Origin of the sequence: Nocardioides sp. GCM10023255 (assembly GCF_042653125.1) — a bacterium.
Lineage (GTDB): Bacteria > Actinomycetota > Actinomycetes > Propionibacteriales > Nocardioidaceae > Nocardioides.
Genome location: NZ_JBHSHU010000009.1, coordinates 436243 through 462811 on the forward strand (window position 1 = coordinate 436243; position 26569 = coordinate 462811).

28 protein-coding genes are annotated in these 26569 nt (G+C 73.1%); 16 read left to right on the top strand and 12 right to left on the bottom strand.

What is annotated here, in order from left to right; all coding sequences use genetic code 11:
* Positions 1 to 8: 8 nt before the first annotated feature.
* Both ACFO9I_RS15945 and ACFO9I_RS15950 read right to left on the bottom strand, forming a co-directional pair.
* Positions 9 to 1733 carry a glycoside hydrolase family 13 protein gene (locus ACFO9I_RS15945; protein ID WP_379182541.1) on the bottom strand — a complete coding sequence of 575 codons (1725 nt, stop codon included), beginning with the start codon at positions 1731 to 1733 and terminating at the stop codon, positions 9 to 11.
* Entirely contained in the window at positions 1730 to 2314 is a 585-nt protein-coding gene (locus ACFO9I_RS15950) for a GNAT family N-acetyltransferase (RefSeq protein WP_379182543.1), read from the bottom strand. Before ACFO9I_RS15950 ends, ACFO9I_RS15945 begins: the two co-directional genes overlap by 4 nt.
* Positions 2315 to 2369: 55 nt before the next feature.
* On the opposite strand from ACFO9I_RS15950, the gene ACFO9I_RS15955 reads away from it, so the two are divergent.
* The gene (locus tag ACFO9I_RS15955; RefSeq protein ID WP_379182545.1) at positions 2370 to 4127 is read left to right on the top strand and encodes a DUF429 domain-containing protein; all 1758 of its coding nucleotides are present in this window, start codon (positions 2370 to 2372) and stop codon (positions 4125 to 4127) included.
* A complete protein-coding gene (locus ACFO9I_RS15960; RefSeq protein ID WP_379182547.1) occupies positions 4124 to 4489 on the top strand; it encodes an iron chaperone in 366 nt (121 codons plus the stop codon). Before ACFO9I_RS15955 ends, ACFO9I_RS15960 begins: the two co-directional genes overlap by 4 nt.
* Positions 4490 to 4501: 12 nt before the next feature.
* On the opposite strand, the gene ACFO9I_RS15965 is transcribed toward ACFO9I_RS15960, so the two are convergent.
* Both ACFO9I_RS15965 and ACFO9I_RS15970 read right to left on the bottom strand, forming a co-directional pair.
* Positions 4502 to 4915, bottom strand: a complete 414-nt coding sequence (locus ACFO9I_RS15965; RefSeq protein ID WP_379182549.1) for a hypothetical protein — start codon at positions 4913 to 4915, stop codon at positions 4502 to 4504.
* Positions 4916 to 4941: 26 nt separating this feature from the next.
* Entirely contained in the window at positions 4942 to 5928 is a 987-nt protein-coding gene (locus tag ACFO9I_RS15970; RefSeq protein WP_379182551.1) for an LLM class F420-dependent oxidoreductase, read from the bottom strand.
* A 76-nt stretch (positions 5929 to 6004) separates the two neighbouring features.
* On the opposite strand from ACFO9I_RS15970, the gene ACFO9I_RS15975 reads away from it, so the two are divergent.
* Complete coding sequence (locus ACFO9I_RS15975) at positions 6005 to 6508, top strand: mycothiol transferase (RefSeq protein WP_379182553.1); 504 nt, start codon at positions 6005 to 6007, stop codon at positions 6506 to 6508.
* Positions 6509 to 6529: 21 nt separating this feature from the next.
* Here the strand turns inward: ACFO9I_RS15975 and ACFO9I_RS15980 are convergent, their stop codons facing one another.
* Positions 6530 to 7819, bottom strand: coding sequence for an MFS transporter (locus ACFO9I_RS15980; RefSeq protein ID WP_379182555.1), 1290 nt, complete (start codon positions 7817 to 7819; stop codon positions 6530 to 6532).
* A 68-nt stretch (positions 7820 to 7887) separates the two neighbouring features.
* Between ACFO9I_RS15980 and ACFO9I_RS15985 the strand changes: the two genes are divergently transcribed.
* Positions 7888 to 8328 (top strand): SRPBCC family protein, encoded by a 441-nt coding sequence (locus tag ACFO9I_RS15985; RefSeq protein WP_379182556.1) that lies wholly within the window; start codon positions 7888 to 7890, stop codon positions 8326 to 8328.
* Positions 8329 to 8338: 10 nt separating this feature from the next.
* Positions 8339 to 8836, top strand: coding sequence for a DUF427 domain-containing protein (locus ACFO9I_RS15990; protein ID WP_379182558.1), 498 nt, complete (start codon positions 8339 to 8341; stop codon positions 8834 to 8836).
* A gap of 4 nt (positions 8837 to 8840) precedes the next feature.
* On the opposite strand, the gene ACFO9I_RS15995 is transcribed toward ACFO9I_RS15990, so the two are convergent.
* Complete coding sequence (locus ACFO9I_RS15995; RefSeq protein ID WP_379182560.1) at positions 8841 to 9830, bottom strand: glycoside hydrolase family 6 protein; 990 nt, start codon at positions 9828 to 9830, stop codon at positions 8841 to 8843.
* Between the two features lie 61 nt (positions 9831 to 9891).
* On the bottom strand, positions 9892 to 10539 hold the full coding sequence (locus ACFO9I_RS16000) for a maleylpyruvate isomerase N-terminal domain-containing protein (protein ID WP_379182562.1): 648 nt from the start codon (positions 10537 to 10539) through the stop codon (positions 9892 to 9894).
* Between the two features lie 45 nt (positions 10540 to 10584).
* Here ACFO9I_RS16000 and ACFO9I_RS16005 point away from each other — a divergent pair, with 45 nt between their 5' ends.
* From ACFO9I_RS16005 to ACFO9I_RS16020, 4 genes are all read left to right on the top strand, one after another.
* On the top strand, positions 10585 to 11049 hold the full coding sequence (locus ACFO9I_RS16005; protein ID WP_379182564.1) for a nucleoside deaminase: 465 nt from the start codon (positions 10585 to 10587) through the stop codon (positions 11047 to 11049).
* A gap of 174 nt (positions 11050 to 11223) precedes the next feature.
* Positions 11224 to 13155, top strand: coding sequence for a M3 family metallopeptidase (locus ACFO9I_RS16010; RefSeq protein ID WP_379182566.1), 1932 nt, complete (start codon positions 11224 to 11226; stop codon positions 13153 to 13155).
* A 90-nt stretch (positions 13156 to 13245) separates the two neighbouring features.
* Positions 13246 to 13893, top strand: a complete 648-nt coding sequence (locus tag ACFO9I_RS16015; RefSeq protein WP_379182568.1) for a PadR family transcriptional regulator — start codon at positions 13246 to 13248, stop codon at positions 13891 to 13893.
* The gene (locus ACFO9I_RS16020) at positions 13890 to 14300 is read left to right on the top strand and encodes a DUF1707 SHOCT-like domain-containing protein (protein ID WP_379182570.1); all 411 of its coding nucleotides are present in this window, start codon (positions 13890 to 13892) and stop codon (positions 14298 to 14300) included. Before ACFO9I_RS16015 ends, ACFO9I_RS16020 begins: the two co-directional genes overlap by 4 nt.
* Here the strand turns inward: ACFO9I_RS16020 and ACFO9I_RS16025 are convergent.
* On the bottom strand, positions 14282 to 15073 hold the full coding sequence (locus tag ACFO9I_RS16025) for a hypothetical protein (RefSeq protein WP_379182571.1): 792 nt from the start codon (positions 15071 to 15073) through the stop codon (positions 14282 to 14284). The two genes, ACFO9I_RS16020 and ACFO9I_RS16025, sit on opposite strands and share 19 nt — an antisense overlap.
* A 56-nt stretch (positions 15074 to 15129) precedes the next feature.
* Here ACFO9I_RS16025 and ACFO9I_RS16030 point away from each other — a divergent pair, with 56 nt between their 5' ends.
* From ACFO9I_RS16030 to ACFO9I_RS16045, 4 genes are all read left to right on the top strand, one after another.
* On the top strand, positions 15130 to 15405 hold the full coding sequence (locus tag ACFO9I_RS16030) for a DUF3311 domain-containing protein (RefSeq protein WP_379182573.1): 276 nt from the start codon (positions 15130 to 15132) through the stop codon (positions 15403 to 15405).
* Positions 15402 to 17072, top strand: coding sequence for a monocarboxylate uptake permease MctP (gene mctP / locus ACFO9I_RS16035; protein ID WP_379182575.1), 1671 nt, complete (start codon positions 15402 to 15404; stop codon positions 17070 to 17072). The genes ACFO9I_RS16030 and mctP overlap by 4 nt, the downstream gene beginning before the upstream one ends.
* Positions 17073 to 17226: 154 nt before the next feature.
* On the top strand, positions 17227 to 18330 hold the full coding sequence (locus ACFO9I_RS16040) for an FUSC family protein (RefSeq protein WP_379182577.1): 1104 nt from the start codon (positions 17227 to 17229) through the stop codon (positions 18328 to 18330).
* Positions 18327 to 18950: a hypothetical protein gene (locus tag ACFO9I_RS16045; RefSeq protein ID WP_379182579.1), complete on the top strand. Its 624-nt coding sequence runs from the start codon at positions 18327 to 18329 to the stop codon at positions 18948 to 18950. Before ACFO9I_RS16040 ends, ACFO9I_RS16045 begins: the two co-directional genes overlap by 4 nt.
* Here ACFO9I_RS16045 and ACFO9I_RS16050 read toward each other — a convergent pair.
* The 4 genes from ACFO9I_RS16050 to ACFO9I_RS16065 form a co-directional block, all read right to left on the bottom strand.
* Entirely contained in the window at positions 18940 to 19845 is a 906-nt protein-coding gene (locus tag ACFO9I_RS16050; RefSeq protein ID WP_379182581.1) for a GNAT family N-acetyltransferase, read from the bottom strand. The genes ACFO9I_RS16045 and ACFO9I_RS16050 overlap by 11 nt on opposite strands.
* Positions 19846 to 19927: 82 nt before the next feature.
* Complete coding sequence (locus ACFO9I_RS16055) at positions 19928 to 20536, bottom strand: YceI family protein (RefSeq protein ID WP_379182583.1); 609 nt, start codon at positions 20534 to 20536, stop codon at positions 19928 to 19930.
* Between the two features lie 96 nt (positions 20537 to 20632).
* Entirely contained in the window at positions 20633 to 21805 is a 1173-nt protein-coding gene (locus ACFO9I_RS16060; RefSeq protein WP_379182585.1) for an acyl-CoA dehydrogenase family protein, read from the bottom strand.
* A 24-nt stretch (positions 21806 to 21829) separates the two neighbouring features.
* The gene (locus tag ACFO9I_RS16065) at positions 21830 to 21958 is read right to left on the bottom strand and encodes a hypothetical protein (protein WP_379182587.1); all 129 of its coding nucleotides are present in this window, start codon (positions 21956 to 21958) and stop codon (positions 21830 to 21832) included.
* 272 nt (positions 21959 to 22230) lie between these two features.
* Here ACFO9I_RS16065 and ACFO9I_RS16070 point away from each other — a divergent pair, with 272 nt between their 5' ends.
* The 3 genes from ACFO9I_RS16070 to ACFO9I_RS16080 all read left to right on the top strand — a co-directional run bounded on the left by ACFO9I_RS16070 (position 22231) and on the right by ACFO9I_RS16080 (position 26560).
* Positions 22231 to 22500 (top strand): hypothetical protein, encoded by a 270-nt coding sequence (locus ACFO9I_RS16070; protein WP_379182589.1) that lies wholly within the window; start codon positions 22231 to 22233, stop codon positions 22498 to 22500.
* A 44-nt stretch (positions 22501 to 22544) separates the two neighbouring features.
* Complete coding sequence (gene glmS, locus ACFO9I_RS16075; RefSeq protein ID WP_379182590.1) at positions 22545 to 24377, top strand: glutamine--fructose-6-phosphate transaminase (isomerizing); 1833 nt, start codon at positions 22545 to 22547, stop codon at positions 24375 to 24377.
* Positions 24378 to 24445: 68 nt separating this feature from the next.
* Positions 24446 to 26560 (top strand): phosphocholine-specific phospholipase C, encoded by a 2115-nt coding sequence (locus tag ACFO9I_RS16080; RefSeq protein WP_379182592.1) that lies wholly within the window; start codon positions 24446 to 24448, stop codon positions 26558 to 26560.
* Positions 26561 to 26569 lie beyond the last annotated feature (9 nt).

Below are 26569 nucleotides of genomic sequence, written 5' to 3' on the forward strand. Positions count from 1 at the left end.
GGCGGAGGTCAGCGGCCGGTACGCCGCAGCACCCGCGCCTCCCACGGCGCCAGCTCGGGACCGTTCGAACCCGTCACGTTGCCCAGCAGCAGCTCGGCTCCCGCCCACTGCTCCCACTCCGGCACGGCGGGACAGACCGGCCGGCCGGAGAAGTTCGCCACGGTGAGCAGCTCGACGTCGCCGAGGCGGCGGGTGAACGCGTAGACCACCGGGTCGTCGGGCAGCAGCATCGTGAAGTCGCCGTGCGCGACCGCAGGCTCGGACTTCCGCAGCGCGATCAGCCGGCGGTAGTGGTGGAACACCGAGTCCGGGTCGGCGAGCGCGGCCTCGGCGTTGACCTCCGAGTGGTCGGGGTTGACCGCGATCCACGGGGTGCCGCTGGTGAACCCGGCATGCGGAGAGGCGTCCCACTGCATGGGGGTCCGGGCGTTGTCGCGCCCCATCGCCCGCAGCGAGGCCAGCACGTCGGCCGGGTCGGCGCCCAGGGCGACGGCCTGCTCGTAGTGGTTGACGGACTCGATGTCGCGGAAGTCCCCGATCTCGGCGAAGGGCGCGTTCGCCATGCCGAGCTCCTCGCCCTGGAAGACGTACGGCGTGCCGCGGTGCAGGTGCAGCACGGTCCCCAGCAGCTTGGCCGAGCGGACCCGGTGCTCGCCGTCGTCGCCGAACCGGGACACCACCCGCGGCTGGTCGTGGTTGTTCCAGTAGAGGCTGTTCCAGCCGTTCTCCGCCAGGCCGGCCTGCCAGCGACCGAGCGAGGCCTTGAGCGCGGTCAGGTCGAACGGCAGCACGTCCCACTTCGTGGCGCCCTGGTCGACACCCACGTGCTCGAACTGGAAGACCATGTCGACCTCGTGGCGGGCCGGGTCGGTGAACAGCCGGGCCTCCTCGACGGTCACGCCCGGCATCTCGCCCACGGTGAGCAGGGTCTGGTCGTGGCCGGCGACGACCTCGGCGTGCATCTCGGCGAGGAACTCGTGGATCCGCGGGCCGCAGAGGAAGAACGGGCCGCCGTCGCCGTGCAGCCCGCCCTCGGGCACGACGCCGTCACGGTCGGCCGCCGGGACCGCCCCGTCGCGCGGGGGCAGGTCCTTGGAGATCATGTTGATGACGTCCATCCGGAAGCCGTCGACGCCCCGGTCCAGCCACCAGCGCATCATCTGGTGGATCGCGTGGCGGACCTCGGGGTTCTCCCAGTTCAGGTCCGGCTGCTTCCTGCTGAACAGGTGCAGGTAGTACTCGCCGGACGCCTCGTCGTACTCCCACGCGGGTCCGGAGAAGAACGAGCCCCAGTTGGTGGGCTCGGACCCGGGCTCGCCGGGGACGCTGCCCGGCCGGGCGGGGCGCCAGACGTACCAGTCCCGCCGGGGGTTGTCGGTCGAGGAGCGCGACTCGACGAACCACGGGTGCTCGTCGGAGGTGTGGTTGACGACGAGGTCCATCACGATCCGGATGCCGCGGGCGTGCGCCTGCGCGATCAGCTCGTCGAGGTCGGCCAGGGTGCCGAAGAGGGGGTCGACGTCCTGGTAGTCGCTGATGTCGTAGCCGTTGTCGTCCTGCGGGGACGGGTAGATGGGCGAGAGCCACAGCACGTCGACGCCGAGCCGCTCGAGGTGGTCGAGACGGCTGGTGATGCCGGGCAGGTCGCCGATGCCGTCGCCGTCGGAGTCGGCGAAGCTGCGCGGGTAGACCTGGTAGACGACCGCGGTGGTCCACCAGGGGTGGCTGCTCATCGGTCCGTCCTTCCCGAGCGCCACTCGTCGGCGAGCAGGGCGTAGCCGTAGCCGTCGAGCCACCGGCCGGACCGGTGCAGGGACTCCGCCACGTTGTGCTCCTCGCGGCGCATGCCGAGCTTCTCCATGATCCGCCAGGAGGCCACGTTGTCGGCGAAGCAGAGCGCGACCACCCGGCGCAGGCCGAGGTCCTCGAAGCAGATCCGCAGCAGCTCGGCGGCCGCCTCCGTCGCGAGACCCTGGCCGGCGTGCTCGGGCGCCAGCACCCAGCCGAGCTCGGCCTGGGTGCCCTTCGCCTGCTCCGCCACCTCGGCCTGGGCCCAGGGGTCGCCGATGTGGAGGAAGAGGTCGCCGACGAGCCGGCCGTCCCGCTCCACCACGAGCGTGACCGCGAGCTTGTCGGGGTCGCTGAGCCGCTCCACGAACGCGTCCCGGTCGGTCGGCAGCGTCGGGAGCCACTGGGCGACCTCGGGCAGGCGACGGAACTCGAACATCTCCGGCAGGTCCTGGACGGTTGCCGGGCGGATCGTCAGCCGAGTGGTCCGGACGGGCCAGTCGACGGCACTGAGGTCCTGGGGCATGCCCTCAATCTAGGAGCCCGAGGCGGCGCAGCCGTGGATAGGGCAGGCTTCACGCATGTACTACGTCGGCGTGGACCTCGCCTGGGGCCTCCGCAAGCCCACCGGCCTGGCCGTCCTCGACGACGGCGGCCAGCTGGTGCACCTGTCCGCGGTCTCCACCGACGAGGAGATCGAGTCCGTGCTGGCGCCGTACGTCGCCGGCGACTGCCTGGTCGCGATCGACGCGCCGCTCATCGTGCCGAACGCCACCGGCAACCGGCCCGCGGAGGCCGACCTCAACCGCGACTTCGCCCGGTTCGACGCCGGCGCGCACCCCTCCAACACGGGCAAGCCCGAGCTGCGCGGCACGCCGAGGGGCGCGCAGCTGTCCTCGCGGCTGGGGCTGGACATGAACCCGCGGTCGGGCCGGGCCCGCCGGGCGATCGAGGTCTACCCGCACCCGGCGACGGTGGCGCTGTTCCGGCTCGGCCGGACCCTGAAGTACAAGAACAAGTCCGGCCGCTCCCTCGAGCGCCTGCGCGGCGAGCTGCTGGTCCTCATGGGTCTGCTCGAGGGGCTCGCCGACGCGGACCCGCCGCTCGTTCTCGACGGAGCCTGGAAGGACCTCGTCGTCCGGGTCGAGCAGGCCACCCGCAAGAGCGAGCTGCGCGTGGTGGAGGACCAGGTCGACGCGGTCGTGTGCGCCTACGTCGCGCTGTTCACCGCCCGCAAGCCCGAGCTCACCACGACGTACGGCGACTTCGAGCGCGGCTACATCGTCACCCCGACGCTGCCCGACGACCTCGCCCCGACTCCGCGGGAGCGGCGGGTGGCCTCCGTCGAGGACCCGGTCCGGGTGGCGGTCCGGGAGTACGCCGCCCAGCACGCCGCGCTGCGCCGGGCCGCCGACCAGGCGGTGGCGATGGTGCAGACCGTCCTCGACGACGCCGGCATCAACTACCTCAGCGTCACCGGCCGGGCCAAGACCGTGGCGTCGTTCGCGGCCAAGGCGGCCCGGGTGGTCGACGGCAGGCTGGCGTTCCCCGACCCGCTGCGCGACATCACCGACGTGCTCGGGGTCCGGGTCATCACCTACGTGCACAGCGACGTCGCCGCGGTCGCGGACCTGCTGCGCGACCAGGTCGTGGTCCACGACGACCGGGACATGGGCCGGGAGACCGCCAGCGAGGGGCGGTTCGGGTACGCCAGCCGGCACCTGCTGGTGAGCCTGGACGCCGCCCGCGAGAGCCAGCCGGCGTACGACCTGCTGCGCGACCGCGTCGTGCAGGTGCAGATCCGCACGGTGCTGCAGCACGCGTGGGCGGAGTTCGAGCACGACATCCGCTACAAGGGCACCATCCCCGAGGAGCACGTGCAGGACTTCGACCGCCGCTTCACGCTGGCGGCCGGCCTGCTCGAGCTCGCCGACCGCGAGTTCTCGACCATCCGCGACCGGCTGCAGGAGGGCATGGGCGCGACCCCCGCCGAGCCTGCCGACGACGACCCGCGGATCAGCCAGCGCGAGCTGGCGGCGTTCCTGGCCGGGCAGTACGCCGACGCCGGCTGGTCGCGCACCGACCACTACGTGTGGATCTCCGGGCTGCTCCTCGAGCTCGGCATCACCTCCCTCGACGAGCTCGGCGACGTGCTGCGGTCGATCGACACCGCGGTGCTCAACGAGCGGATGGGCTACCGCTACCCGCCCGGCGCCGTGCGCCGCCTCGACGACGCGCTGCTCGCGGCCTTCGGCGAGAGGTACGTCGCGCTGCACGGGAACAGCCATCGCGAGCCGTTGCTGCGCGCCCGCCTGCAGAAGCTCGAGGGGGAGTCGTGACCGCGAAGTACGCCGACGTGGAGGCCTACCTGGCGTCGTTCCCCGACGAGGTGCGGCCGGTGCTCGAGCAGGTGCGCGCGACGATCCGGTCGGCGCTGCCCGACGCGACCGAGACCATCGCCTACGACATGCCGACCTACAAGGTCGACGGGCGCTCGATCGTCCACTTCGCCGGCTGGAGGTCCTACGTCAGCGTCTACCCGCTGCCCGATCCCGGCACCGCGGCCGACGCCGGGCTCGAGGCCGAGCTGGCGGCGTACCGCGCCACCCGGGGCACCGGCCGCTTCCCGCTGGACCGGCCGATGCCGCTCGACCTGATCGGCCGCGTGGTCCGGGCGCTGAGGGCCGAGCGGCTCGGCTGACCCCCCCCGGGATCACGACCCGGCCGGCGCGTCGAGGGCGGCGAGCCAGCCCTCGAGCCGGTCGGTCCAGACGGGCAGCAGCCGCGCGCGGGCCGCCTCGTCGGGCAGGGCCTCGTGCGCGATCGACACCGTGGTCCCGGTGGCGGCGGGGAGCACCCGGAGCTGGAGCGTGGACGCCCCGACCCAGTCCTCCTCGCACCAGGCCAGCCGGGTGACGACCCGCGGCGTCAGGCTGCGGACCCGCACGTCGACGCCGTCGGCCTGTCCCTCCGCGCCCACCTCCAGCCGCACCGGCACCCCCAGCAGGGCGGCCGGGTCCGCGACCAGCGACTCCCACACGAAGTCCAGCGGCAGCGGCGCGGTGCGGCGTACGCCGAGCTGCCACAGGCCGTCGGCCCGGCGGCCGGTGTGCTCGCGATCGCTCATGAGGCACATCCTGCCGGTGGCGGGCGTCAGCTCGAGGCGGCGCGCAGCTTCTCCAGCAGCGGCCCCGCGGCCTCGCGCAGGAAGGCCTCCTGGCTCTCGTCGCCGATCTGGACCAGGGCGACGTCGGTGAAGCCCGCCTCCCAGAAGGCGCTCACCGACTCCACGATCCTGTCGAGGTCGGGCCCGCAGGGGATGGAGTCCGCGACGTCCTCGGGGCGCACGAACTGGGTGGCGCCGGAGAAGCCGGCCGGCGTCGGCAGGTCGGCGTTCACCTTCCAGCCGCCGGCGAACCAGCGGAACTGCTCGTGCGCCCGCTTGACCGCGGTGTCCTCGTCGGGGTCCCAGCAGATCGGGATCTGTCCCACCGCGCGCGCCTCGTCCCCGATCGTCGGTGCACCGGCCACGGCGTTCCACGACGAGACCAGGTCCGCCTTCGGCTCGACGGCGATCAGGTGGTCGCCCAGCGGCGCGAACCGCTCCACGCCCTTGTCGCCGGCGACGGCCACCGCGAGCGGGACCCCGCCGTCGGGGCAGTCCCAGACCCGGGCCGAGTCGACGTCGAAGTGGTCGCCGCGGAAGGTGACCAGCTCGCCGGTGTGCAGCTGCCGGATGATCTCGATGGCCTCGGTGAGCATCTCCTGCCGCGCGTCGACGGCCGGCCAGCCGGCGCCCACCACGTGCTCGTTGAGGTTCTCGCCGCTGCCGAGCCCGAGGGTGAAGCGTCCCTCGGAGAGCAGCTGCACGGTCGCGGCCTTCTGCGCGACCACGGCGGGGTGGTAGCGGATCGTCGGGCAGGTGATGTAGGTCATCAGCCCCACCTGCGAGGTGGCGTGCGCGACGGCGCCGAGCACCGACCAGGCGTACGGCGCGTGCCCCTGCTCGGTCAGCCACGGGGAGTAGTGGTCGCTCATCACCTCGAAGTCGAAGCCGACCTCCTCGGCGCCGACGGCATAGCGCACCAGCTCGCGCGGTCCGCTCTGCTCGGTCATCAGGGTGTAGCCGAACTGGGTCACGGGTTCCCTCCTCCTGGCCCGCGGGCGGGCCGGCACGATCGCTTGACCGCGCTCGTACCCGCCGTAGCCTCGGACCATGACACCCGCACAGCTGCTGCTCGACGCCCTCGGACGCATCGCGGAGGGCGGCCGCGACGTCGTCGACGGGCTGGACGTCGAGCAGCTGGCGCACCGGCCCGGTCCCGACGCCAACCCGATCGGCTGGCTGGTCTGGCACCTCGCCCGGGTCCAGGACGACCACGTGGCCGACGTCGCCGGCCTCGAGCAGGTGTGGACGGCCCAGGGCTTCCACGAGCGGTTCGGCCTGCCCTTCGACCGCTCCGACATCGGCTACGGGCACTCCAGCGAGCAGGTCGCCCACGTGCGCGCCGACGCGGACCTGCTCGCGGCGTACCTCGCCGCCGTGCACGCACAGACCGTCCGCTACGTGGAGGGGCTCGAGCCCGCGGACCTCGACCGGGTGGTCGACGAGCGCTGGGACCCGCCCGTGACGCTGGGCGTGCGGCTGGTCAGCGTCGTCAACGACGACAGCCAGCACCTCGGCCAGGCGGCCTACGTCCGCGGCCTGCTCGGGGCGTGACCAGGGGCTCCGCGGAGAGGCTCAGGGCACCTCGCGCAGCGTCCGGCTGATCCGGTAGCGGACGAACGACGGCACCGCCAGGGCCGCGACCACGGTCCCGACCACGACGAGCACGCCGCCACCGGCCGCCGCGGCGGCGGTCCCGACCATCGCCGCGCTGGCGCCGTGCACGACGTCGGCGATCCGCGGGCCGCCCGCGACCACGACGATGAAGACGCCCTGGAGCCGGCCGCGCACCGCGTCGGTGGCGGCGCTCTGCAGCATGCTGGTGCGGAAGGCGGCCGAGGCCATGTCGGCGGCGCCGCCGAGGACGAGCAGCCCGACCGCGATCCCGAGGAAGAGCCGCGGTCCGTGGTCGGCGAGACCGACCGCGACGCCGAAGCCGGCCATCGCCACGCCCCACACGAGGATGCACGCGATGACCGCCCGACCCTGCAGGTCCACCCGTGAGACCCAGCCGGAGAAGATGCCGCCCAGGACGGCCCCCGCCGGGATCGCCGCGAACAGCAGCGCGAACGCCAGCCCACCCTGCTCGGGGCCGCCGAAGGACTCGTGCGCGATCTCGGGGAAGAGCGCCCGCGGCATCCCGAAGACCATCGCGATCAGGTCGACCACGAACGACATCAGCAGCACCGGGTGGCCGCGCAGGTAGGCGAGCCCCTCGACGACCGAGCGCAGACCGGGGGTGCCGGTGCCGCGACCCTCGACGGGGAGGCGGGGCAGCCGGACCACCGCGCCCAGCGTCGCGAACAGCGTGAGCGTGTCGATCAGGTAGAGCCACGAGAAGCCGAGCACGGGGATCAGCGCCCCGGCGACGAGCGGCCCGGCGATCGCCCCGGCCTGGAAGATCGTCATGTTCAGCGAGTTGGCCGCCGGCAGCAACGGCAGCGGCAGCAGCTTGGGCAGCACCGCGCTGCGGGTGGGCTGGTTCACCGCGAAGAACGCCTGCTGCAGGGAGAACAGCCCGAGCAGCAACCAGACGTCGATCCCGCCGGCCACCGCCTGCAGCCAGAACAGCGCGCTCGTCCCGATCAGGCCGGTCGTGGTGCAGATCAGCAGGGTGCGCCGGTCCATGTGGTCGGCCAGCGCCCCGCCCCACAGCCCGAAGACCACGAGCGGCACCAGGCCGAAGAGCCCGGTCAGGCCGACGTACGCCGAGGAGCCGGTCTCGGCGTAGATCTGCGCCGGCACCGCGACCACGGTCAGCTGGGCGCCGACCACGGTGACGATGTTGGCCAGCCACAGCCGCCGGAAGTGCTCGTTCTTCAGCGGTCGCGTGTCCGCGACCAGTCCCCGGATCGTCGCGCGCACGGGTCCAGAACCTACGCCCGTCCCGCGTTCTTCCCGGCAGCGACCAGGCACCTCCTACCGTGGACGGCATGAGGCTGCAGCGCACGGTGCGCACGACCGTCCCGCCGGACCGCGTGTTCGACTACCTGAGCGACTTCACCACCACCAACGAGTGGGACCCGGGCACGGTCAGCACCGAGCGGGTCTCGGGCGACGGGGGTGTCGGGACGACCTACCGCAACGTCTCCTCCTTCCTAGGCCAGAAGTCCGAGCTGACCTACACGGTGGTCGAGGTCAAGGCGCCCACCCGCTTCGCGCTGCGCGGCGAGAACGCCACGGTGGTCGCCCACGACACCATGGAGATCGCGGCGGAGGGCGCCGGCACCCGGCTCACCTACACGGCCGACTTCGAGTTCAAGGGGCTGGTGAAGTACGTCGCGCCGCTGCTGGCACCGGCGTTCAAGCGGCTCGGCGACCACGCCGAGCGGGGGCTCGACGAGGCGCTCGGCCGCCTCGCACAGCGACCGTGAGGCGCTGATCGTGAGGCGCCCGGCCCCGGAACGTCCCGGCCCCGGCCAGGAGTCGGTGTGGGACTACCCGCGCCCGCCCCGGCTCGAGACGACCAGCGAGCGGGTGGAGGTCGAGCTCGGCGGCCGGGTCGTGGCCAGCACCTCGGCCGGATGGCGGGTCCTCGAGACGAGCCACCCGCCGACCTACTACCTGCCGCGCGACTCCTTCGCGCCCGGGGTGCTGCGGGAGACCGACGGCGCGACCTGGTGCGAGTGGAAGGGGCGGGCCGCGTACTTCGACCTCGTGACCGACGAGCGGGTGGCGGCTCGCGCGGCGTGGACCTACCCCGAGCCGACCCGCGGCTTCGAGGCGATCGCGGGCGCGATCGCGGTGATGCCCGGGCTGGTCGACCGGTGCACGGTCGACGGCGAGGTGGTGGTGCCGCAGCCGGGCGGCTTCTACGGCGGCTGGATCACCGGCCGGGTCGTCGGTCCCTTCAAGGGCGGCCCGGGCTCCTCCGGCTGGTGAGCGGTCAGTCGCCGAGCAGCCGGCGGGCGCCCTCGGGCCACCACTGGCCGGCCGGCGGGCCGCCGTGGCAGGTGCCGTCGGCGGACCGGCCGTCGGACTCCCCGGGGTGCTTGACCCACACGTAGCCGTCGAGGGCCCCGTCGAACACCAGCCGCGGCCGCCGTCCGGTCCGCGCCTCGACGGGGTTGCAGACGTCGCCCGGCGCGGGGGCGGTCCGGGCGCCGTTGCGGGCCGTCTCGATCACGTAGTGCCGGCCCGGCACGCCGATCGCCGCCAGCCGGCGAGTCAGCGCGCGGGCGTAGTCGCGCTCCTTCGCGGTCGCCACGAAGTTGGCGACGTTGGTGCTGAAGCCCCGGGCGTGGGCCATGCCCGCCCTCTTCAGCAGCGGCGCCATCTCCTCCGGCGAGCGCCACCCGGAGTGGCCGGCGTCGATGTAGACCCAGGCCCCGGCGCGGGCTAGCGCCTTGGTGGCCCGGCGCAGCAGGTCGAGCCGGTCGCCGACGTCGTGGCAGCGCGGGTCGTCGAAGAACGCGACGGCGTCGGGCTCGAGGACCACCATGGCGTGCCGGCCGCGCAGCCCGGCGGCGACCTGGCGGACCCAGGTCACGTACTCCTCGGCCCCCTCGATGCCCCCGGAGGAGTAGAGGCCGCAGTCGCGGTCCGGGATCGCGTAGACCGAGACCAGCGGGGTGCGGTCGGCGGCGTTCGCGCGGTCGGCGTAGTCGCGGACGACGCGCCGCACGTCGTCGCTCGCGACCGCCCCGGTGACCCACAGGGCCTGCGGCGCACGGGCCAGCGGCTCGAACGTGGCGTCGTCGCGCGCGGCGCGGGCCGCCGAGGACTGCGGGTCGGCGTACAGCGCCCGGGTGCGGCGGACGTCCTGGCGCGCCGACTCCCCGGCCGTCGCCGGCGCGGTGGCTGCGCCGCCGGCCAGCAGGGCGCAGGCGAGGACCAGCGCCGCGGGGCGCAGCCGGGCTGCGGTGGGGGAGGGCACCGGTACATCGTAGGAGCGCGGGGGCCCCGGCGCGGGCGAAAGGCGCGGGCGGACGGCGCGGTCAGGCCGGCTGCGGCTGGTCGTCCAGCCGCGGGCCGAAGACGCCGAGCGCGTCGACCTGCTCGTCGGTCCACCCCGGTCCCGCCCAGGCGCGGACCTGCGCGCGGGAGCGCCGCGAGAACACCGTGCGGTAGAGCTCGTACGCCGACACCTCGGACGGGTCGTCGCCGCCGGGCTCGCCCCAGACCTGGCCCTCGCACCGGACCGCCACGCCCGCGCGGCCGACCATCCGCGGCCCGGCCGCCTTCAGGACCAGGCGCCACAGCCGCTCCGGGGGCCGCCCCAGACCGAGCGCCTCGTGCAGGTCGGTGTGGTGGACCGTGACGTCCCAGACCAGGGCCGGGCTGGGGCTGTCGGCCGCCGACGCGGCCACCGCCTCCTGCTGCCCGACGATCTCCTCCAGCAGCACCGGCAGGGGGAGCCGGGCGCGCTCACCGACGTGGCGGGCGGTCCACTCCGGCCCGGGGGCGCCGTCCATCCGGCCGGCCAGGGCGTCGGCCGCGCCGCCGGCGAGGTGGGCGTAGACGTCGCGGACCGTCCACGCGGGGGTGGCCGGCACGTGGGTGTGCAGCTGCTCCTCGGAGAGGTCCCCGGCCAGCGCCACCAGCGCGGCGACGTTGTCGCGGTAGAGCTGTCCCCACGGGTTCACGCCGATCAACCTACGGCCTCCGGAGGCCCGTGGCACCCTGTCGGCATGGACGAGAAGTGGCTCGGGCACGCCATCGAGGTGGCGGTGCGCAACGTGGCCGACGGCGGCGGGCCGTTCGGTGCCGTGGTGGTCCGTGACGACCGGCTGGTCGCCGAGGGCGCCAACCGGGTGACCGCCGACCTCGACCCCACCGCGCACGCCGAGGTGATGGCGATCCGGGCCGCCTGCCGGGCCGAGGGCGACTTCAGCCTGGCCGGCACGACGCTCTTCGCGTCCTGCGAGCCCTGCCCGCTGTGTCTCGCGGCGTCGCTGTGGGCCCGGGTGGACCGGGTCGTGTACGCCGCGGACCGGCACGACGCCGCGGCCGCGGGCTTCGACGACGCCCGGTTCCACGCCGCGCTCGCGGCCGTGCCGGAGGCGTGGGCGGACAACCTGGTGGGAGTGCCGCACCGGCGCTCCCGGGAGCCGTTCGAGGCCTGGATCGCCAACGGCTCGCGCACGCCGTACTGATCTTCGAGCCCTTCGGCCCCTCCGCCCGGGCAGGGCGAGGCCTAGCGTCACGGCCAGGAGGTGGACCGCATGTGGTTCTGGATCTTCATCGTCATCCTGCTGCTGGCGCTCGGGCTGGTGACCTACCAGGGACGTCGGCGACGCTGAGCCCCCTCCGCCTCTACTGTGGGCGGGGTGACCGAACGCACCGCCCCCGGACCGCTCGAGCTGCCCGACGCCGACCACGCCCGCGCGTGGGTCGAGGCCCGCACGACCGACGGCCTGGCCGCGGTCCGGGAGCTGGCCACGGCGCTGCGGACCGCGCCGCCGGCCGACGCCCTGGACGCCCTCCGGGCCTGGGACGAGATCACCCTCCGGCTCAGCGACGTGGCCGCGCTCGGGTCGCTGTGGGCCAACGTGCACCCGCTCGAGGAGGTGCGCACCACCTGCGAGGAGGCCGAGGTCTCCGCCGACCGGCTCGGCACCGAGCTGCGCCAGGACCGTGGGCTGTACGACGTGCTGGCGGCCCTCGACCCGACCGGACTGGACTCCCGGGCGGCGCGCCTGCTCGAGAAGACGCTGACCGACTTCCGCCGCTCCGGTGTCGACCGCGACGACGCGACGCGGGCCCGGCTCGCCGAGATCGACGAGCGGGTCACGGCCCTGGTGCAGGAGCTCGGGCGCACCATCCGCGACGACGTCCGCACCGTCCGGGTCGAGCCGGAGCGGCTGGCGGGGATGCCCGAGGACTGGCTGGCGTCGCACCCCGCCGGCGACGACGGCCTGGTGGCCGTGTCGAGCGACTACCCCGACTCCGTCCCGGCACGGATGTTCGTCCGCGACGCGGGGGTGCGCCGCGACGTCACCGTCGCGTTCCTGAGCCGCGGCTGGCCGCAGAACGAGCCGCTGCTGGTCGAGCTGTTCGACCTGCGCCACGAGCTCGCGACCCTCGTGGGCCGCCCGGACTGGGCCTCCTTCGACGCCGAGGTCAAGATGATCGGCACCGGTCCGGCCATCCCCGCGTTCATCGACCGCATCGCCGAGGCCGCCGAGGAGCCGATGCGCCGCGACCTCGCGGTGCTGCTGGAGCGCTACCGGCGCGACGTGCCCGGCGCGGACTCGATCGACGAGGCCGACGCCGGCTTCTACGAGGAGCTGGTCCGCAAGGAGCAGCTCGACGTGGACGCGCAGCTGGTGCGCACCTACTTCGACTTCGGCAAGGTGCGGCAGGGGCTGCTCGACGTGACCGGCCGGCTCTTCGGCCTGCGGTGGGTCCCGGTCCCCGACGCGCCGACGTGGCAAGAGGACGTGACGGCGTACGACGTCCACGACGCGGGCGGCGGCGAGCGGATCGCCCGCATCTACCTCGACCTGCACGCGCGGGAGGGCAAGTACAAGCACGCGGCCCAGTTCACGCTCGCCGACGGGGTGGCCGGCCGGCAGCTGGCCGAGGGTGCGCTGGTCTGCAACTTCTCGAGGGGGCTGATGGAGCACAGCCACGTGGTCACGCTGTTCCACGAGTTCGGGCACCTGGTGCACCACGTGCTCGCCGGACGTGGGGAGTGGGCGCGCTTCTCGGGCGTCGCCACCGAGTGGGACTTCGTCGAGGCGCCCAGCCAGATGCTCGAGGAGTGGGCGTGGGACCCCGACGTGCTGCGCGGCTTCGCGACGAACGCCGCGGGCGAGCCGATCCCGGCCGACCTGGTGGCCCGGATGCGCGCGGCGCACGACTTCGGCAAGGGCTACCAGGCCCGCACGCAGATGTTCTACGCCGCGATGTCCTACTGGTTCCACACCGACCGGCCGGCCGACCTCACGGCCCGGATGCGCGAGCTGCAGGAGCGCTACTCGCCGTTCGGCTGGATCGACGGCACCCACATGTTCGCCAGCTTCGGGCACCTCGGCGGCTACTCCTCGGCGTACTACACCTACATGTGGTCCCTGGTGATCGCGAAAGACATGTTCAGCGCCTTCGACCCCGCCGACCTGTTCACGCCCGAGGTGGCCGCCCGCTACCGCGAACGAGTGCTCGCCCCCGGGGGCAGCCGGGACGCCGCCGACCTGGTCGCCGACTTCCTCGGCCGGCCCTACACCTTCGACGCGTACGCCGCCTGGCTGGCCCGCTGACGGCTTCTCCCGCGACCCTTGCGCGGGCGACCGGTCGACGTACTATTGCCGATATATCGCGAACGGTCGGCGACAGTCTGGGAGGCAGCGATGGGGAGCAGGGGCAGCTGGGGCGGGGGCCCGTGGGGCGCCGCCTCGTGGGGTGGTCCGTGGCACGGCGGTCACACCGCAGGCAGGGGCCGGCCGGGGCCGCCGCCGTGGCTGGCGGGGATGTTCGGCCTGGCCCAGGGCGACCAGCAGCCGGGTCCGCGGGTCCGGCGTGGTGACGTCCGGTCCGCGATCCTGGACGTGCTGTCGACCGAGCCGATGAACGGCTACCAGGTGATGTCCCAGATCGCGGAGCGGTCCGGGGGCGCCTGGCGGCCCAGCCCCGGCTCGGTCTACCCGACGATCCAGCAGCTCGAGGACGAGGGCCTCGTCGAGGCCGTCGAGGGCCACGGGCAGCGCAAGCTGAAGCCGACGGCAGCGGGCTGGACCTACATCGACAGCCACCGCGAGGAGCTCGCCGCCGTCTGGGCGCCCTTCGACCGGGCGGAGGAGGAGCCGCGGCCCGGCTTCGCCGACCTCAAGCCCGAGATCGGCCAGGTGATGTCGGCGGTGTGGCAGATCGTCACCCAGGGCACCGACCGCCAGCGCCGCGAGGCCGTCACCATCCTCGTCGAGACCCGGCGCCGGCTCTACGGCGTGCTCGCCGAGGGCGATCCCGGGGACGGAGACCCCGCCGAGGAGGAGTCATGAACGACCAGCACCTCCGGCTCAGCGACGCCGAGCGCGAGCTCGCCGCCACCGAGCTCGGTGAGCACTACGTCTCCGGCCGGCTGACGCCCGAGGAGCACGGCGAGCGCCTCGACCGGATCTGGGCGGCGCGCACCCGAGGCGAGCTGCTGCCGGTCTTCGCCGACCTGCCGAGCCGGTACGCCGCCCGGCCCGTCGTGCCCACCCCCGGACCCCGTGGTCCCACGCCGTGGTCGGGCGGTCACGCCTCCCGCTGGCACCGCGGCGTGCCGGCCCCGGTGTTCGTGGTGCTGGCGATCCTGCTGGTCATCACGGTGGTGACGCACCTGCCGGTCATCGTGATCGGCCTGCTGGCGTGGTTCTTCCTCGCCCACCGGTTCCGCAGGAGCCACTACCCGCGCCGCTGGTAGCTCCCGAGCAGCTCGTCGGTCCAGGCGAAGCAGGCCGCGGACAGGTCGGCGAGGTCGGCCGCGCCCGGCAGCAGGGCGTCCACCCGGGCGGCGACGTCGGCCGGCAGATCGGTGTGCAGGTAGCGCAGCCCGAAGTCGTGGCGCCACGGGCAGTGCTCGACTCGCAGCAGCTGGACCAGCGGCGCGAGGCCGAAGCGCAGGTACAGCGCGACCGCCTCGGGCAGCTGGTCGCGCCGCACCGCGCGGTTCACCAGCCACTCGGCCGTGGCCCGCCGCTGCGCGACCTGGTCGACCCCCTCGGCGATGGCGGCCTGCAGGGCCGCCTCGTCGTCGTGGCGCAGCACGACCAGCCCGTCCGGGTCGTGCACGACGATCGGGGTGCCGTGGCGGCGTACGTCGACGAAACGGTGCGCGTCGGACAGGTCGGAGACGTGCAGGTCGACGATCCGCGTCGGCTCGGTGAGGTCCCCCGCCCGAGGCTGGTGGTTGACGAAGCACTGCCGGCCGTCCGGCCACGTCGCCCGCGGCAGCTCCCAGACGTGGTCGACCTCGAAGTCCTCGCGGATCCGCGCCAGCAGCCGGTCGTACACCGCGTCGGCCTCTCCGGGGGTGCACAGCAGCTCGATGTCGAGGTCCGACCACTCGTCGTACCCGCCCGTGGCCGCGGACCCGCCCACCCACGCGACCCGCACGTCGGGGTCGACATCACCCTGGCGGCCCAGCCAGGCCAGCCAGTCGTCGTAACGGGACAGGGCGGTCACGCGGGAATCCATGGTGGCTATGGTCACACCCGGTCCCATCGTGGGTACCACCTACTCGGAGGTGTGTCATGACCGACGTTCCACGCCGCCCCCAGGGCGGATCATCGCGAGGGCTGTGGGCCCTCGTCCTGGTGCTGCTGGCACCCGCGGTGGTGGTGCCACTGCTCGTCCCGCTCTACGACTCCACCGACCCGACGTTGGGTGGGTGGCCCTTCTACTTCTGGGCCCAGCTGGCGATGATCCCGGGCGCCGTGGCGCTCACCGTGATCGCCTACTACCTCACCAAGGCCGCCGAACGACGTGACCGTGCGGCGCGCGCCGCGGGACGGGGGGCGCAGCGATGAGCGGCGTCAGCACCATCACGTTCAGCGTCTTCCTGTTCTTCTTCCTGCTGGTCACCGTCCTCGGCTTCGCCGCCGCCCGCTGGCGCCGGGCGCAGAAGCTGGACAACCTCGACGAGTGGGGCCTCGGCGGCCGCGGCTTCGGCACGTTCATCGCCTGGTTCCTCATCGGTGGTGACCTCTACACGGCGTACACCTTCGTCGCGGTGCCCGCGCTGCTCTACGCCGGGAGCGCGATCGGCTTCTTCGCCGTGCCGTACACGATCGTGGTCTACCCGCTGATCTTCCTGTTCCTGCCGCGGCTCTGGTCGGTCTCGCACCGGCACGGCTACGTGACCCCGGCCGACTTCGTGCAGGGGAGGTACGACAGCCGGCCGCTGGCGACCGCGGTGGCGCTGACCGGCATCCTCGCGACGATGCCCTACATCGCGCTGCAGCTGGTGGGCATGCAGGTCTGCCTGGAGGTGATGGGCATCGGCACGGACAGCGACAACTGGTTCGTCAAGGACCTGCCGCTCTTCATCGCGTTCGTGGTGCTCGCGGCCTACACCTACTCCTCGGGCCTGCGGGCGCCGGCCCTGATCGCGTTCGTCAAGGACGCGCTCATCTACGTCGTGATCATCGTGGCCGTGCTCTACCTGCCCTCGCAGCTGGGCGGCTGGGACCACATCTTCTCGGCCGCGTCCGACTCGTTCGCGAGCTTCAACTCCGAGAACGCCGACGCGATCGCCGCCGGCCAGGCCGCACCCAAGAGCGCGATCCCGGCGCCGCTGCTGCACTGGGCGTACGCCTCGTTGGCCCTCGGCTCCGCCCTGGCGCTGTTCATGTACCCCCACTCGGTGACCGCGGTGCTGTCGACGCGGGAGCGCTCGGTGATCCGCCGCAACGCGGCCCTGCTGCCGGCGTACTCCTTCCTGCTGGGCCTGCTCGCCCTGCTCGGCTTCGTGGCCATCGCGGCCGGGGTCAAGGTGACCAACCCGCAGCAGGCGGTGCCGCAGCTGTTCGAGAACGAGTTCCCCGACTGGTTCGCCGGTGTCGCGTTCGCGGCGATCGTGATCGGGGCCCTGGTGCCGGCCGCGATCATGTCCATCGCAGCCGCGAACCTGTGGACCCGCAACATCTACAAGGCGTTCATCAACCGCAACGCCACCCCGTCGGAGGAGGCCACCCAGAGCAAGCTGGCCTCGTTGCTGGTCAAGTTCGGTGCGCTGGCGTTCGTGCTGTTCGTCTCGACGACCTACGCCCTGGACCTGCAGCTGCTCGGCGGCGTCTGGATCCTGCAGACCTTCCCCGCCATCGTGGTCGGGCTCTACACCCGGTTCTTCCACCGCACGGCGCTGTTCGTCGGCTGGGCGGTCGGCATGGTCTACGGCACGTGGACGGCCTACAACAACCCGAAGGTCGGGGACCCCGGCAGCCACTTCGGCAGCCCGCTCGACCCGTTCCTGAGCGTGCCCTGGTCGGACTGGCTGCCCTTCGACACGCTCGTGTACATCGGGTTCACCGCGCTGCTGCTCAACCTCGTGGTGAGCGTCGGCCTCTCGTTCGGGCTGCGTGCGCTGGGCATCGACGAGGGCGTCGACCAGACCAGGCCGGAGGACTACCACGCCGACCTCGGCGACGAGGGCGTCGAGGCGGAGCTCGACCCGGAGGCCCCGGCCCACGCCTGACCCCCCGAGTCGTGCGGTCCAGGGTGCGTCGTGGCGCACTGTGGGCCGCACGACTCTTGTCGGGGGCATGGGGGACCGGCGCGCTGGGCACGGGAGGCCGGGAGCAAGTGACCGGCGGGGGTGTCGGTGCGTCGTACGACGCGAGGGAGGTGCCATGTCCGTGAGTGGACCGCGCCCTGAGGGAGCGCGTGGCAAGCTGAGTGACCCGGTCTTCTGGACCGACGTCCTCCAGATCGTGAAGACCGTGGTGGCCGGCGTGATCGCGTGGCTGATCGCCACCGAGTGGCTGGAGCTGCCGCAGTCGTTCCTGGCGCCGTGGTCGGCGCTGCTGGTGGTGCACGCGACGGTCTACCGGACCTTCTCGCAGGGCGCCCGGCAGGTCGGGGCAGCGGTCGCGGGCGTACTGCTGGCCTGGGCCGTCGGCAACGTCGTCGGCCTGGACCCGCTCGCGGTCGGCGTGGTGCTGCTGCTCGGGCTGAGCGTGGGCGCGCACCGGATCTTCGAGGGCCAGGGCACCACGGTGGCCGCGACCGCGCTGGTCGTGCTGACGACCGGATTCTCCACCAACGACCACATGCTCGTGTCGCGGCTGCTCGACACGGCGATCGGCATCGTCGTGGGGCTGGTGGTCACCGCCGCGGTGTGGCCGCCGCTGCGCAGGCACACCGCCGCGGTCGCGCTGGAGGCCCTGGACGACAAGATCGGTGAGCTGCTCATCGAGATGGGCGACGACCTCGAGGCCGGGGTCGCGCGCACCGACGTCGAGGGCTGGGACAAGCGGGCCCGCGATCTCGACGACGAGCTGGACCGGGCGTGGGCGCTGGTGCGGCAGGCCAAGGAGAGCGCCCGCCTGAACCCGCGCCGCCAGGCGGTGCCGATGCGCGACCCGAAGCAGTGGTTCTCGATGCTCGAGCGGCTCGAGCAGGCGCTCGCCGACACCCGCAGCATGGCGCGCACCCAGTCCCACTCGCTGCACGACGAACAGCAGTGGCAGCCGGAGTTCCGCACCGCGCTCGTCGAGACGCTGCGGACCGGCGGCCACGCGATCATCGAGTCCGACCGGGACACCCTGCGCCGCTGCCGCGAGCACCTCGACGAGATCGTGGAGCTGGTCGGGGTCGAGAGCCCGATCTCGCCGCTGTGGCCGGTCTACGGTGGCCTGATCATCAACCTGCGCAACATCTTCGACGCCCTCGACGAGGTGGCCGGGTCCGCCCCGATCAGCCGCCAACCGGTCGAGCTCAGGCTGCACCGGTGACCGTGCGGCAGCGCTTCCGGGGAGCCATCGCCGGCGTGGGCAGCACGAGCGGGGTGCGGGTCGTGGTCGGGCGCTGGGACGACACGCCCCTCGGCCCCTTCGCGGACGTGATGGTGGAGACCGCGACCGGCCACCGGGTGCTGGTCGCGCCCCGGGCCGACGTGGCCGAGCTCGTGCAGGGCACCTACGTCTTCGACGAGACCCGGATCGAGCCGGTCGCCGTGACTGACACCGGGACCGGCTGGCGGGTCAGCGCCCCGTCGCTGGCCGTCGAGCTCGACCTCGGGCGGCGCACGCCCCTGGGCCTGCTGCTGCGCGCGGTGCCGCGCGGGCTCGCGGAGAGCCCCGCCTGGTGCGCCCTGACCGACCCGGTCGCGCGTGTCGTGCTCAGCGGCGTGCGCACCCGCGGCACCGCCGGCAACGACCGGCGCGAGTGGTACGGCGCCACCGACACCCGGGCCGTAACCGCGGTGAGGGGCAGCTTCGACGGCGTCGACCTGGGGTTTCTCGCACCGGTGGACCCGCCGTGCCGCTTCGGCTTCTCCTCCACCCCGCGCCGCCCCTCGGTCACCCGGGTGGCGACCACCATCGAGTCGGCGGAGCCCGTGGTCAGACGCTGACGGCGCGGTTGACCCAGTTCGACGTCACGACCATGCCGACCTTCTCGTAGAGCGAGAGGGCGCCGGTGCGGGAGTCGGTGGACAGCTCGGAGACGGTGGCCCCGTGCGCGGCGCCGGCGGCGAAGGCGTCGACGAGCAGCGCCTGGGCGAGGCCGCGCCCGCGCTGGTCCCTGCGGGTGGCGAGGCGGGCGATGAACGCGGTCGGCAGGTGCACCTGCAGGACCGCCACGGCGGCGACGTCGCCGGCAGGGTCGGTGACCACGCGCAGGTGCCACGGCTCGAAGCCGGGGCGCAGGGTGGTCCACGCCCGCCACTCCTCGAAGGTCTGGCGCTCGCGCTCCGACCACTCGAGGAACGCGTCCTCCTGCACGGTCCAGCACTGCTCGTGCTGGGCCGGCGTGGCGGCGCCGACGGCGTACCCCTCGGGCAGCTCGCGCGGCGGGACCGTCGCGCCGGCCGGCAGCTGGAGGACCCAGCTGTTCCAGCGCACGTGGTAGCCGAGCTCCTCCAGCAGCCGGTCGCCGGGCGAGCCGACGGGCACGGGCATCCCGATCAGGCTCGAGCCCTTCTCCCGCGCCTTCTCCTGCATCCAGCGGGCCAGGGCGGTGCCGAGCCCGCGGCCCCGGTGGTCGGGGTGCACCGCGGCGTCCCCGCGGTCGCCCTGCGAGACCTCGGCGTACGCCACGAGGGTGTCGCCGTCGAAGACACCGACCGTGCTGGCAGGGACGTCGTAGCCGGGGCGCTGCCAGTCGGCCACGATGTCGGCCTCCTCGATGACGACCTCACCGACGTCGACGAGCTCCTGGGCGGCCATGACCGCGGTCACGGCGGCGGCGTCGGAGGGGACGAGCGGCCGCTCGGTGAGGCCGGCGGGAAGGTCGAGTGCGGTGGGCATGAGGACGATTGGAGCAGGAAATGGCCGACGGGGCCGCCGAATTTCCTCGGCGGCCCCGTCCGGACCGGTTGAGCAGGGTGTGTCAGGCGCTCTGGATCGCCGAGACGTCGAACTCGAGCTTGATCTTCTCGGAGACGAGCACGCCGCCGGTCTCGAGCGCGGCGTTCCAGGTCAGGCCCCAGTCCTTGCGGTTGATCGAGGTCGCGCCCTCGAAGCCGACGCGCAGGTTGCCGAAGGGGTCGCGGGCCGAGCCGGTGGACTCGAACTCGATGGTGACCGGCTTGGCGACGCCCTTCATGGTGAGGTCGCCGGTGATGGTCCAGTCGTCACCGTCGCGCTCGACCTTGGTCGAGACGAAGGTGATGGTCGGGTTGGCCTCGACGTCGAAGAAGTCGCCGGAGCGGAGGTGGCCGTCACGGTCGGCGACGCCGGTGTCGATGCTCGCGGTCTGGATGGTCAGCTCGACCTTGGAGGCGGCCGGGTTCGCGGTGTCGATGTGGGCGGTGCCGGCGAAGTCGGTGAACTGGCCGCGCACGGTGGTGACCATCGCGTGGCGGGCGCTGAAGCCGAGGCGGCTGTGGGTCGGGTCGATCGTGTAGTCGCCGGTGATGTCCTCGACGACGGTGGTCGGGGCGTCGAACACGGGCTCGGCGACGGCGGTGCTGGTCCTGCTGCGGTTGAAGAAGTTCATGGTCTGCTCCTGGCGGTCGGTTTGTTCAATCTTCAACCACCCTAACCGGACCCCGGTCCGTTTCATTCCCGCCGCCCAGTGGTCTGGACCACTGGCTCAGCGGAAGGCGGACTCACCGGTGAGGGCCTGGCCGATGACCAGCTGGTGGACCTCGGAGGTGCCCTCGTAGGTCAGCACCGACTCGAGGTTGTTCGCGTGCCTCATCAGGGGGTACTCCAGCGTGATCCCGGCGGCGCCGAGGACGGTGCGGCACTCGCGCGCGATGGCGAGGGCCTCGCGGGTGCTGTTCAGCTTGCCGACGCTGATCGCCGGGGCCGGCAGCCGTCCCTCGTCCTTGAGCCGGCCGAGGTGCAGCGCCAGGAGCATGCCCTTGCCCAGCTCGACGGCCATGTCGGCGAGCTTGGTCTGCGTCAGCTGGTAGGCGGCCAGCTGCCGGTCGAAGATCTCGCGCTCGCGGGCGTAGGCGATGGTGGTCTCGAGGCAGTCCCGCGCCGCGCCCAGCGCCCCGAAGATGATGCCGAAGCGCGCCTCGGTCAGGCAGGAGAGCGGGCCGGACAGCCCGCGCGCCCCGGGAAGCATCGCCGACGCGGGGAGGCGTACGTCGTCGAGCGCGAGCTCGGCCGTGACCGAGGCGCGCAGCGACATCTTGTGCTTGATCTCGGTGGCGGTGAAGCCGGGGGTGTCGGTGGGCACGACGAAGCCGCGGATCCCGTCGTCGGTGCGCGCCCAGACGACCGCGACGTCGGCGACGGAGCCGTTGGTGATCCACATCTTGTTGCCGGTGAGCACCCAGTCGCTGCCGTCCCGGCGGGCCCGGGCGCGCATGCCGCCGGGGTTGGAGCCGAAGTCCGGCTCGGTCAGCCCGAAGCAGCCGATGGCCTCACCGGTCGCCATCCGGGGCAGCCACTGCTCCTTCTGCTCGTCCGACCCGTGCTTCCAGATCGCGAACATCGCCAGCGACCCCTGCACGGACACGACCGAGCGCAGCCCGGAGTCGCCGGCCTCCAGCTCGAGGCAGGCCAGGCCGTACGCCGTGGCGCTGGTGCCGGCGCAGCCGTAGCCCTCCAGGTGCATGCCGAGCAGCCCGAGCTTGCCGAACTCCAGGGCGAGGTCCCGCACCGGCACGTCACCGCGCTCGTACCAGCCGGCGATCTCCGGCCGGAGCCGCTCCTCGACGAAGCTGCGCACGGTGTCGCGGATCGCGCGGTCCTCCTCCCCGATCAGGGAGTCGGTGTCGAGCAGGGCCAGGGGCGCGAGCGGTCCGGTCATGCCCCCATCATGACCCGCTCGAGGTCAGGCGGCGTGCGTGTGTGCCGGGGTGTGCGCGGGGGCGTCGGTGGCGGCCACCCAGCGGGCCTCGAGGTGCGCCCGCCCACGCTCGTCGACCACCCGCACCCAGGTCTGGATGAGGCCGTCAGTCATCTGCGTGTTCATCTCGGGACACCTTTCGTTCACCTTCTGTTCACCTAGCGTAGCGCATCCCCACCCGGGGGGTCGAAGAACCGGCCAAGTCGCCCTCCTTGCTCCACCTGGGGTCCGGGATCGCCCGCAATGGGCGACCCGCGCTCCCCGCGGAGAGGGATGTGACGGATGGGACGAACCGCGGCCGCCGTTCCCGATGAAGAAATGGCACTTCCTGCCCGATTTCGGGCAGGAAGTTGCTCTGTCGTGTCGCTGTAGCCCACGATCTCGGAGTGCCCACCGCTCCGGACCGCGCCCTGGTCGACCGCATCGCCGCCAGCACGGGGCTGAGCGGAGCCGAGGCGGCCCGGGTCGTCGAGGACGTGGTGGCGTACTTCGCGGAGCCCGTGGAGGCCTACGTGCGCCGCCGGCACGCCCACCTCCAGACCTACGGCGCGAAGAACCCCGAGATCTTCGCGCGCATCGCCGAGGAGCTCGCCGCCCGTGTGGTGGCCGCTCCGGAGCTCAGCGAGCGGCAGCTGCGCCGCATCGTCTACGGCTGATCTCGGCCGGCTCGACCGACCGACCACCACGAGGGAGACAGAACATGTGCGGAATCGTCGGCTACATCGGTGGCCAGCAGGCCGCCCCGCTGCTGCTCGAGGGCCTGACCCGGCTCGAGCACCGGGGCTACGACTCGGCGGGCGTCGCGGTGCTCGGCGCCTCGGGCGGCACCCCGACGGTCCGGGTCGCCAAGAAGGCCGGCCGGGTGCGCGACCTGACCGAGGAGCTGCCCAAGCGCTTCAGCGGCAAGGTCGGCATCGGCCACACCCGCTGGGCGACCCACGGGCCCGCGAACGACGTGAACGCCCACCCGCACACCGACGCCAAGGGCGACGTGGCGGTCGTCCACAACGGGATCATCGACAACGCCGCCGCGCTGCGCCAGCAGCTCGCCGACGACGGGGTGGACCTGGTCTCGGACACCGACACCGAGGTGCTCGCCCACCTGGTGGCCCGCTCCGACGCCGACACCCTCGAGGGCAAGGTCCGTGACGCACTCGCCGCCATCCACGGGACCTACGGCATCGCCGTCATGCACGCCGACTTCCCCGACCGCCTCGTCGTGGCCCGCAACGGCAGCCCGCTGATCATCGGCGTGGGCGAGAAGGAGATGCACGTCGCCTCCGACCTCGCCGCGCTGGTCCGCTACACGACGACCGTGGCCCACCTCGACGACGGCGAGCTCGCCACGCTGACCGCGTCCGGGTTCACGACGTACCGCCAGGACCTCTCCACCACGGGCAAGATAGCGACCAAGGTCGACATCGACCCGGCCTCCTACGACGCCGGGGACCACGACTCCTTCATGCACAAGGAGATGCTCGAGCAGCCCGCCGCCGCCGAGCGGGTGCTGCGCGGCCGCCTCGACGAGCGCTTCGGCACGGCGCACCTCGGCGGGCTGAACATGGATCCACGTGAAACCAGGGCGATCCGCCGGGTGAAGATCCTCGGCTGCGGCTCGGCGTACTACGTGGGCCAGATGGGCGCCTCCCTCATCGAGGAGCTGGCCCGGATCCCCGCCGACGCAGAGGCGGCCAGCGAGTTCCGGTACCGCGACCCGGTGATCGAGCCGGACACGCTCTACGTGGCGGTCAGCCAGTCCGGCGAGACCATCGACACCCTGCTCGCGGTCCAGGAGATCCGCCGCAAGGGCGGCCGCGTGGTCGGCCTGGTCAACGTGGTCGGCAGCGCCATCGCGCGCGAGTGCGACGGCGGCATCTACCTGCACGCCGGGCCCGAGGTGGCCGTCGCCTCCACCAAGGCGCTGACCAACATGTTCCTCGGCTTCGCGCTGCTGGCCCTGCAGCTGGGCCGGGTCCGTGACCTGTCGATCGCCGACGGCAAGCGGCTCATCGCCGGCCTCGCCCGGCTCCCGGAGCAGATCGCGCAGGTGCTCGACCGTGAGGACGAGCTGGCCGAGGTGGCCCGGCAGCTGGCCGAGGCCGAGAGCCTGTTCTTCGTCGGCCGGGTCCGGGGCTTCCCGGTCGCCCGCGAGGGGGCGCAGAAGTTCAAGGAGATCTCCTACCGGCACGCCGAGGCCTACCAGACCTCCGAGCTCAAGCACGGGCCGCTGGCGCTGATCTCGCCGGAGGTGCCGACCGTCGCCGTGGTGCCGGCCGACGAGCTCACCGACCGCAACGTGGGCGCCCTGCACGAGATCGCCGCCCGCCGCGGCCCGCTCGTGGTGGTCACCCACGAGGACGTGGACCTCGGGGAGGTGCCGGCGCTGCGGATCGACGTCCCCCGCAACGAGCGCGAGCTGGACCCGATCCTGCTGACCGTCCCGCTGCAGGTGCTCGCCTACCACGCGGCGCGCCACCTCGGCCACGACATCGACAAGCCGCGCAACCTCGCCAAGTCCGTCACGGTGGAGTAGTCGAGGTCGTCACCTGCCCGACGCGGCGCGTTCAGCGTCGCGTCGGGCAGCGCTGCTGCCATGGCCGCATGACGCAGACCTCGGGTGGCCCCACGCGACGACAGATCCTCAAGACCGGCGGCGCAGCGGCCGGCCTCGCCGCGGCGGGGTCGCTGCTCCCGCCCTCGGTCCACCGCGCGATGGCAGCGCCCATGCGACCCGGCGGCCTCGACGCGGTCGAGCACGTGATCCTGCTGATGCAGGAGAACCGTTCCTTCGACCACTACTACGGGACCCTCCGCGGCGTGCGCGGGTACGCCGACCGCGACCCGCTGCGGCGCCGGGAAGGCGGCTCGGTGATGCGGCAGCCGGACGGGACCGGCGGTGAGGTGCTCCCGTTCCCGGTGCGCCAGGCCGCGCTGGACGAGGGGCGCCCCGCCGGCGACATCCAGTACCTCGGCGCGCTCGCGCACGGCTTCCCCGACGCCACCGAGGCCTGGGCCGACGGCTGGTACGACGGCTGGGTCCCCGCCAAGACCGCGGCGACCATGACCTACTACGACCGCGGGGACGTCCCGCTCCAGCACGAGCTCGCCGAGACGTTCACGACCCTGGACGCCTACCACTGCTCGGTCTTCGGGTCGACGAACCCCAACCGCAACTACTTCTGGTCGGGGACCACCGGCTACGAGCCGGACGGGGTCCGCCGGGCGGTCACCAACGCGGCGTACGACTATGCGCACCCCGGCTACGACTGGACGACGTACCCCGAGCGTCTCGAGCGGGCAGGGGTGAGCTGGCAGATCTACCAGGAGTGGGACAACTTCACCGACAACGCGGTGGAGTACTTCACGACCTTCAAGCGGATCGGCACCAAGATGCTCGCCCACGTCGAGGGCGGCTACCGCACGACCGAGGAGCTCTACGACTCGCTGCACGACAAGTCGCCGGCCGAGCAGGACGCGCTGCTGGCGCAGCTCGAGCAGGGGCGGGCCGCGCTCACCCCGGCGGAACGCTCGCTGTTCGACCGAGGCATGTACCGCAGCCGCCCCGGCACCCTGCTGGACCGGCTGCGCGACGACATCGCTGCCGGGACGCTGCCGGCGGTCACCTGGCTGGTCCCGACCGCCGCCCTGTCGGAGCACCCGGGCGCCTCCACGCCCGTCGGCAGCGCCAACCTGGTCTACGAGCTGCTGGACGTGCTCGCCTCCGACCTCGACACCTGGTCGGCCAGCGCGCTGCTGCTCAACTTCGACGAGAACGACGGCTTCTTCGACCACGTGCCACCGCCCGTGGCCCCTCGCCCCGCCTCGGGTGACGGCGACGACTGGTACGACGGCCAGCCGATCGGGCTGGGTCCCCGGGTCCCGATGACGATCGTGTCGCCCTGGACGATCGGCGGCCACGTCGACTCATCGGTGGCCGACCACACCTCGACGCTGCGCCTGCTGGAGCGCTGGACGGGTGTGGCCGAGCCCAACATCTCCCCGTGGCGACGGCGGGTCTGCTCGGACCTGGTGAGCGCCTTCGACTTCGACAGGGCCGGCACGCCCCCGACGCTGACGCAGCCCGACGCGGTGCCGGCCCCGATCACGCGCTGGCACCCGGCGCCGCCGGCCGATCAGCACCTGCCCGAGCAGGAGCCCGGCCGCCGACCCGCCCGCCCGCTCGCCTACCAGCCGTCGGTGTCGGCGGCGTTCGACCGGGGCACGCTGCGGCTCGAGCTGGGCAACACCGGCACCTCGACCGCGTCGTTCGCCGTCTACCCCTTTCGCGGCGACCTCACGGGCCCGACCTTCGTCCCCGTCGACGGCCGCTCCACCCAGTCGCTCACCGCGCTGCTGCCGGGGGGCGGCTGGGACCTGCTGGTGCAGGGGCCGAACCGGTTCTGGTGCGAGATCGCCGGCTCGGTCACCGGCGCCGCAGCCCGCGTCGACGTACGCACCAGGTTCGTCCGGCGGCGTGCCACCCTCGGCCTGCTCCTGGTGAACGACGGGCCCCGCCCGGTCACGCTGCGGCTCAGGGCACGCGCCTATCTGGGCCGTGACCAGACGGTCGCACTGCCCGCCGGCGGCCGGCGCGCGCTGGCCTGGCCCACCGACGGCGGCTGGTACGACGTGGAGGTGACCGCTCGTGAGGACGCGGCGTTCCGCCGGCGGCTGACCGGCCGCGTCGAGACCGGCCGGGCCACCGTCACCGCCTGATCGGGCGGT